Genomic DNA, 7,324 nt, shown 5'->3' on the forward strand with positions numbered 1-7,324 from the left:
TGTCGAGCAGCTACTCCTCGATGCGCTGCACCGGCGCCTCGCCGGGGTCCTCGTCCAGGATTCCGGAGGTCGCGGCGTTGAATCCGGCCTGGAAGCGGCTGGCCGATTCCAGTTCCTCCATGATCTGCGAGATGTGGCGCCTGCAGGTCCGTACGGACATGCCGAGCCGCCGGGCGACCATCTCGTCCTTGTACCCCTGGGCCATCAGCTTGATGACCGACCGCTTCACGTCGTCCGCGACGTTGGAGGTCTCCTCCGCATCGGGTTCGAAGGGGGTGGCCGTGCTCCACATGTGCTCGTACAGCTTGCAGAGGAAGGCGACCAGCGTCGGTTCGCGCACGACGATGGCGCCGGGCTCGCGCCCCTGCACCTCCTGCTCGCGCAGGAACGCGACCTTCCGGTCGTAGATGATCACCCGGTCGATGAGCTGGTCCGCGGTGCGGACCTCCGCGCCGGCCGCCGACACGGTGCGGATGTACGCCGTGGTCGCGAGGTCGTTGCGGACGGTGTGCTGGTAGAGGTGCCTCACGCGGATCCCCTGGCCCAGCCGGACCAGGGTGCGGGACCGGGCCCGGTTGAGCCGGTCGGCCGGGCGGGCGCCGCCCGGCTGGGCCGTCATGACGTCGGTGGTGCAGCGGGCGTTCTGGTCGTCGAGCATCGTGCGCAGTAACTCGACGTCGCTGATGACGTCGATCGCCTCGCGCTGATCGCGCTGTCTGCGGCTTTCGAAGTACGCGGGGAGGAGCGCGAGCATCCCGCTGCGGGCTTCCGCGGCCAACTGCTGCAACTGCCGGATCTGCTGTTCCGCGGGGCCGACGAGATCGGCGGCCGCGGCGTCGGGGCTGATCGGGACGAGGATCTCGCGCTGGCCTGGCATCGGGCGCAGCAGCCGCAGATCGAGCAGATCCTGGACGGCCCGGGCGGCCTCTTCGGGGGACAGGCCCAGCTCTGCCGAGACCTCCGGAACCGAGCAGCGCCCCACTCTGACCACATGCTGATATGCCAGCGCCGCCGTATCGTCCAGCCCACCGAAACCGTGTCCGGAATAGTCCGTTTCAGGCATGTCGCTTTGATCCTCCCCCGAAGAACAAGTTGCCAGTCAACTTTACGACACTGCGGGTTGCTTGGTGCTGAAGGGAGGGCGTGCAGACTGAACCAGCGCAAAGCCATACCGACTTGGGGGAAGCGATGAGGCGTCTTGGGCTGAGGGAAACCGTCGTGGTCGTGGTACTTGCATTCCTGGCGCTGTGCGGGGCCGGGACTGCACAGGCCGCGGACAACCAGACGGAGAGGGCAAACGGGGTGACGACCACGATGAAATCGATTGATGTAATCATCACCGGAACGAACGACGACGACTGGTAGAGACAACAGCGCGACAGCACACGGGCGGGTGGCCTCGGTATTCGGGCCACCTGCCCTTGGCATATCCGGGCGCTTAAGGATCCCTCAAGGACCCGGCGGAACACTTGCGGCGCGAGCGGATCCCGCCCCCCGTCGGTCGACCCGCTCTGCGGCCCCGTCCTTCCCGCCCTCCGGGGCCGACGGGCGGGGCCCTGTCCTGTCCGGGGTCCAGGCGTCGACGGCACGTGTTCCACGAGGACCTCTCAGATCGCAGTTCACCTGCCCGACGCCGGCTTCGCGGGCCTCCGCCCGGATGTGCCCGAACACCACGGAGATCCGTCTCCACACCTGTGAGGCGAGGGTTCGCATGACGATAGTGCCGCTCCACCGGTCGAGAACAGACGAACACCAGAACACCTCCGGCAGTCCCGCCAGGCTGGAGTCGCTCACGGGCCTCCGATGGTTCGCCACCTTCGGAGTCTTCCTCTCCCACGTCAACATCCTTCTCCCGCTGCCCCACACGCGCGGACTCTTCTCGCTGGGCGAGTCAGGAGTGTCCCTGTTCTTCATGCTGTCCGGCTTCGTCCTGGCGTGGAACTGGACGCCGAAGGACACCGCGAAGGCCTTCTACGGTCGCCGCTTCGCCCGCGTCTGGCCGCTCCTGTTCGTGGCGGTCGCCATCCCCACGCTGTTCGCCGCGACGGCCGAGGGCGGGGGGCCGGTGGCGCACCTGCTGCTGATCTCCCTGTCGGCCGTACTGCTCGTCCAGGCCTGGGTGCCCGGCTGGATCCTGCTGGGCGCCAGCCCGGTGACCTGGTCGCTGTCGTGCGAGGCCTTCTTCTACGGGGTCTTCCCGGCCACCATGCGCCGGCTGCACGGTGCGAAGGTCCGCAGCCTCGTGCTGCTGGTCTGTGCCGCGGTGGTACTGCTGTGGGTGATCCGGATCAGCCTGTGGTTCGCCTATCCGCCCACGCGGGAGGTGTCGAGCCTGGACGGGTACGGCCCCGCGGTGTTCGCCATCTACTCGCCCATCTCCCGGATACCGCAGTTCCTGATCGGCATGGCGGTCGCGATCGCCATGCGGCGGGGCTGGCGCGCCGTATCGGTGCGGACGGCGGTCCTGGCCATGCTGGTGCCGTTCGTGGTGCTGTGGCTGCTGCGCGGCTACGAGTTCCGCAGCGCCGTCCTCTTCGACGGCGTGGACACGGCCGTCACCCCGTTCTTCGCCCTGTTCATCGCCGCCCTCGCCCGGCGGGACGTCGAGGGCGGCAAGTCCTTCCTGCGCAACCGCCCCATGGTGCGGCTGGGCCAGTGGTCGTACGCGTTCTACCTGTTCCAGTTCACGGTCCTGCTGCCGGTGGCCCTCTCGGCCAACCCCGGCAAGCACGTGGCCGACTTCTTCACCGATCCCCTGGCGCCCAGTACCGGGTACATCGGATACGCGCTGCTGGCCCTGGCGATCACCCTGGGCATCTCGGCCTTCTTCTACCGGTTCCTCGAGCACCCGCTGGAGACGAGGATCCGCCGGCGGCTGCGCCCGGCGTCCGCGCCCGGCTCCGCAAACGCTCAGGACAAGGCCCGTTCAGAAGGCTTGAGCCTCACTTAAGGACGGGCCCATACATTGCGCGCGATCAGGATTCGACAGTCACCGCCCAAGGGGGTCGCATGAGCGAGATCACGGCCACGCACACCGCACGAGAGGCGCCGTCCTTCCCGCAGGACAGGACCTGCCCCTACCAGCCGCCCGCGGGCTACTCGGAGTTCCGCGGCGAGGGCGCCGCCCACCGGGCGACGCTGTACGACGGCACGGAAGCGTGGGTGATCAGCGCGTACGAGGCGGCCCGCGAGCTGCTCTCCGACGCGGGACGGCTCTCCGCCGACCGCCAGAACCCGGGGTACCCGATCGTCTCCGAGCGGATGGAGGGCATCAAGTACCAGCCGCCGTCCTTCGTGGGGATGGACCCGCCCGAGCACAACCGGCACCGCCGCATGATGCTCGCGGAGTTCTCGGTGAAGAACGTCAGGGCGATGCGCCCCACCATCGAGTCCCTGGTCGACCAGTACATCGGGGAGATGCTGGAGCAGGGCGGACCGCTGGACCTCGTGCCCGCGTTCTCCCTGCCGGTGCCCTCCCGGGTCATCTGCGAGATCCTCGGAGTCCCGTACGCCGACCACCAGTTCTTCCAGGAGTCCAGCCAGAACCTGGTCCAGGCGGACAGCCCCGAGCAGGCCCTCCAGGCCGTGGGAGAGCTGAGCGTCTATCTCGACGACATGATCTCGGACTACATGGCGAACTCCGGTCCGGGCATGATCGGCCGGCTGGCCACCGACAAGGTCGCCGGCGGCGAACTGTACAAGCACGAGCTCATCATGGACGCGCTCATGCTGCTCATCGCCGGGCACGAGACCACCGCATCCATGATCACGCTCAGTGTGATCACCATGCTGGCGCACCCCGATCAGCTCGACCTCCTGCGCAAGGACGACGCGCTGGTCGGACCGGCGGTCGAGGAGCTGCTGCGCTACCTCTCGATAGCCGACATCGCCGGCACCCGGGTGGCGGCCAAGGACTTCGAGATCGGCGGTCAGCTCATCCGCGCGGGCGAGGGCGTCGTCGTCGCGAACTCGCTGGCCAACCGCGACCCGCGCGCCTTCACCGACCCGGACCGGTTCGACATCCGCCGCGGCAACAGGCACCACGTGGCGTTCGGCTTCGGGGTGCACCAGTGCCTCGGCCAGAACCTCGCCCGGGCGGAACTGGAGATCGCCCTGCCGGCACTGTTCTCCCGCCTTCCCGACCTCCGGCTTGCGGTCGACCTCGACCAGCTCAAGCTGCGCGACGGCGGCACCGTTCAAGGCGTCAACGAACTGCAGATCACCTGGGGAGCCCAGTCATGACCACACAGGAGGACCAAGCCATGCGTGTCGAGTTGATCGCCGATGACTGCGTGGGCGCCGGCCAGTGCGTGCTGGCCGCGCCGGCCGTGTTCGACCAGGACGAGGACGGCGTCGCCATCGTCCTCGACGAAACGCCCGGCAGCGAGGAGCACGAGGCGGTCCGCGAAGCGGTCGACCTGTGCCCCTCCAGCGCCCTGCGGCTGCTCCGGCTGACGGCCGAGTCGGACGGCTCGCACTAAGTACTTTCCCGCTGGCAACCACTGGAGCCCTCGTGAGTGACATCAGTACCGGCACGGCGGCCCCGGCCACCGAGGCCGAGGTGCAGCCGCCGTCGCGGCGCGCGTGGTTAGGCTTGGCGGTCATTCTGCTGGCCGCGTTCATGGAGTTGCTGGACGTGACCGTGGTGACGGTCGCGTCCCCGGAGATCCAGAGCTCGCTCCATGCCAGCTACGCCCACGTCCAGTGGGTGCTGGCGGGCTATCAGCTGACGTTCGCCGTGGGCCTGGTGGCGGGCGGCAGGCTGGGTGACATCTACGGATGCCGCCGCATCTTCGTCTACGGAGTACTGGCGTTCGCCGGCACCTCGCTGCTCTGCGGTCTGGCCACGACCGGCACGCAGATCGTGCTGTTCCGGCTGCTCCAGGGCTTCGCCGCCGCGCTGATGTTCCCTCAGGTCGTGTCCATCATCCACGTGACCTTCATGGGCAAGCACCGCGCCGCGGCGTTCGGAGCCCTCGGCGGGGTGACCGGACTCGCGGGCATCGCGGGTCCGCTGGTCGGCGGCGCGCTGATCGACCTGGACCTGTTCGGGTCGAGCTGGCGGATGATCTTCCTGATCAACCTGCCCATCGGCCTGCTGGCCGCAGTGGGGGCGGTGCTGCTGGTCACGGAGTGGAAGTCGGAGCAGCGGCCGCGGCTCGACCTCCCGGGAACGGCGCTCGGCACGCTCGCGGTGACGTTGGTGATCTTCCCGCTGATCCAGGGCCGGGACGCCGACTGGGCCTGGTGGATCTGGGCGGTACTGGCCCTGTCGGTGCCGGTGCTCTACCTGTTCTGGCTGCACCAGCGGGCACTGGAACGGCGCGGCGGCTGGCCGGTGATCGACCTGGCCCTGTTCCGGGGCGGTGCCTTCGGTGTCGGCCTGGTCGTGCAGTTCATGTGCTTCGCGGGAGTCTCGGCGTTCTTCCTGGTGCTGGCGGTCGAATTGCAGGCCGGCTACCAGTGGTCGGCGCTCCGTACCGGGCTGGCCTTCCTGCCGATCGCCTTCGGTACGGGCATGGCATCGGGCATCGCCATCCCGCTGCTGCCCAAGCTGGGCAAGAAGGTGCTCCAGGGCGGCGCCGTGGTGATGATCCTCGGGATGATCGCCACGATGGTCACGCTGGACATGTTCCCCAACGACCTGACGTTCTGGAAGCTCGCCCCCGCCGGCACCCTGGTGGGTCTGGGCCTCGGCCTGATCGTGACCACCGTGAACGACGTGGTCCTCGCCGAGGCGGTCGGCCCCAGCGCCGGCTCCGCCGCGGGCGTGCAGGCCACGGTCGGACAGGCGGGCAACGCGGTGGGCGTCGCCATTCTGGGCGCCCTCTTCTTCAGCCTGCTGAGCGGTAACGCGTCCACGGCCGCACAGGACGAAATGCCGGGGTTCCGCCGCGAACTGAGCCAGGTTTCGGTCTCGGCGCAGACCGCGGAGAGCCTCGAGCGCTCCGTGGTGACCTGCTTCGCCGACCAGGCCGCGGCCGACGACCCCGGAAAGCTCCGGCCCAGCTGCATCGCGCTGCTCGCCGAGGCACGGCAGAACGCCAATCCGGCCGTGGCGCAGCTGGTGGACAAGACCCTCAAGAAGACACAGCAGCAGCACTTCTCGAGCTCGATGAAGACCGCTCTCTTCTACGAGATCGCCGTCTACATCGTGGTGTTCCTGCTCGTCTTCCTGCTCCCGCTGCGACGTGGTCTGCAAGCGGGATCCTCACACTGAAAGATCCGGGAACCATGAAAGGAATGTCCGATGGGGGCAGCTGTGCAAGGGGAGTTCGCCGGGAAGACCGCGCTGGTCACCGGGGCGAGCAGTGGGATCGGCGCCGCCACGGCTCGGCTGCTCGCCGAACACGGTGCGGCCGTGGTGGTGAACTACCGGGCCAACGAGGCGGGCGCGCTGGAGGTCGTCGAGGAAATCAGGGCGCTCGGCGGACGGGCCGTGGCTCTGCGGGCGGACGTGACGAGCGCTGACGAGGTCGCGCGGATGGTCGCGCAGGCCGGGGAGGAGCTGGGTGAGATCGACATCCTGATCGCCAACGCGGCAGGGGTCGACGGCCGGACCGCCCGGCCCGGCCCCCTGCTCAAGGGCTCCGTCGACAACGCCCTGCACGTGGTCGACGCGCAGTTGCGGGCCTTCCTCAACCCGGTCCACGCGCTGGTCCCGGGCATGATCGACCGGGGGAACGGCGGCGCCGTGGTCGCCGTGGGAGCCTCGCTGTCCAAGCGCTCCCCCGAAGGGTTCGGATCCCTGTCGATGTCCAAGTCGGCGCTGGAGGCGGCGGTGAAGACGCTGGCGCGGGAGACGGGCCCCTCGGGCATCCGGGTCAACATGGTGGCGCCGGGACTGATCCTCAGCTCTCTGGCCTCGCACATGCCCGAAGCCGTGAAGGCCGCCAACGCGGAGCGCACCGCCGTCAAGCGCAACGGGGTGCCCGCCGACGTCGCGGAGTCGATCGTCTTCCTCGCCTCGGCCCGGTCCTCGTACCTGGCCGGCAGCTACATCCTCGTCGACGGCGGAACGGCCATGCTCTGACCCCAAAGGCCGCGTTTCCGCCGCGGCCCAAGGCAATTGCCTTGGGCCGCGGCGGAAAGAAGAAACAGAACGGAAATGCAATGGACCCCGCACCGGCGAATTGATTCGCTACCACGATTCTTCATCCCGGGGATGGATATGCCGATCGACCGGTCGTGTTAGTTTTTAGTTCCACCCTTTACGCGTGGGTATCGCCGGAGTGATTCATTCAAGGCGGGGGTCTTTGCGTTATGCGGTTCAAGCTGCTGGGGCAGTTGCAAGTCCATGACGGGGATCGTATTCTCACCCCGC

At 68.4% G+C, this 7,324-nt stretch carries 7 protein-coding genes; 6 read left to right on the forward strand and 1 reads right to left on the reverse strand.

Features of this window, described 5'->3' with window-relative positions; all coding sequences use genetic code 11:
• Positions 1–10 precede the first annotated feature (10 nt).
• A complete protein-coding gene (locus NLX94_RS38205; protein WP_254387903.1) occupies positions 11–1,063 on the reverse strand; it encodes a helix-turn-helix transcriptional regulator in 1,053 nt (350 codons plus the stop codon).
• A gap of 155 nt (positions 1,064–1,218) precedes the next feature.
• On the opposite strand from NLX94_RS38205, the gene NLX94_RS38210 reads away from it, so the two are divergent.
• The 6 genes from NLX94_RS38210 to NLX94_RS38235 all read left to right on the forward strand — a co-directional run bounded on the left by NLX94_RS38210 (position 1,219) and on the right by NLX94_RS38235 (position 7,033).
• On the forward strand, positions 1,219–1,365 hold the full coding sequence (locus NLX94_RS38210; RefSeq protein WP_254387904.1) for a hypothetical protein: 147 nt from the start codon (positions 1,219–1,221) through the stop codon (positions 1,363–1,365).
• A gap of 346 nt (positions 1,366–1,711) precedes the next feature.
• Positions 1,712–2,950 (forward strand): acyltransferase, encoded by a 1,239-nt coding sequence (locus tag NLX94_RS38215; protein ID WP_254387905.1) that lies wholly within the window; start codon positions 1,712–1,714, stop codon positions 2,948–2,950.
• A 59-nt stretch (positions 2,951–3,009) separates the two neighbouring features.
• On the forward strand, positions 3,010–4,242 hold the full coding sequence (locus NLX94_RS38220) for a cytochrome P450 (protein WP_254387906.1): 1,233 nt from the start codon (positions 3,010–3,012) through the stop codon (positions 4,240–4,242).
• A 20-nt stretch (positions 4,243–4,262) separates the two neighbouring features.
• Positions 4,263–4,481 carry a ferredoxin gene (locus tag NLX94_RS38225; RefSeq protein WP_254387910.1) on the forward strand — a complete coding sequence of 73 codons (219 nt, stop codon included), beginning with the start codon at positions 4,263–4,265 and terminating at the stop codon, positions 4,479–4,481.
• A gap of 32 nt (positions 4,482–4,513) precedes the next feature.
• Complete coding sequence (locus tag NLX94_RS38230) at positions 4,514–6,220, forward strand: MFS transporter (RefSeq protein ID WP_254387907.1); 1,707 nt, start codon at positions 4,514–4,516, stop codon at positions 6,218–6,220.
• A gap of 30 nt (positions 6,221–6,250) precedes the next feature.
• Positions 6,251–7,033 carry an SDR family NAD(P)-dependent oxidoreductase gene (locus NLX94_RS38235; protein ID WP_254387908.1) on the forward strand — a complete coding sequence of 261 codons (783 nt, stop codon included), beginning with the start codon at positions 6,251–6,253 and terminating at the stop codon, positions 7,031–7,033.
• Positions 7,034–7,324: the final 291 nt, after the last annotated feature.

It is taken from the genome of Streptomyces sp. TBY4 (assembly GCF_024213195.1).
GTDB lineage: Bacteria > Actinomycetota > Actinomycetes > Streptomycetales > Streptomycetaceae > Streptomyces.

Excerpts from the sequence above, each read along its gene's own strand:
- NLX94_RS38205 (WP_254387903.1), bottom strand. The coding sequence starts at position 1,063 with ATGCCTGAAACGGACTATTCCGGACACGGTTTCGGTGGGCTGGACGAT.
- NLX94_RS38215 (WP_254387905.1), top strand. The coding sequence starts at position 1,712 with ATGACGATAGTGCCGCTCCACCGGTCGAGAACAGACGAACACCAGAAC.
- NLX94_RS38220 (WP_254387906.1), top strand. The coding sequence starts at position 3,010 with ATGAGCGAGATCACGGCCACGCACACCGCACGAGAGGCGCCGTCCTTC.
- NLX94_RS38225 (WP_254387910.1), top strand. The coding sequence starts at position 4,263 with ATGCGTGTCGAGTTGATCGCCGATGACTGCGTGGGCGCCGGCCAGTGC.
- NLX94_RS38235 (WP_254387908.1), top strand. The coding sequence starts at position 6,251 with ATGGGGGCAGCTGTGCAAGGGGAGTTCGCCGGGAAGACCGCGCTGGTC.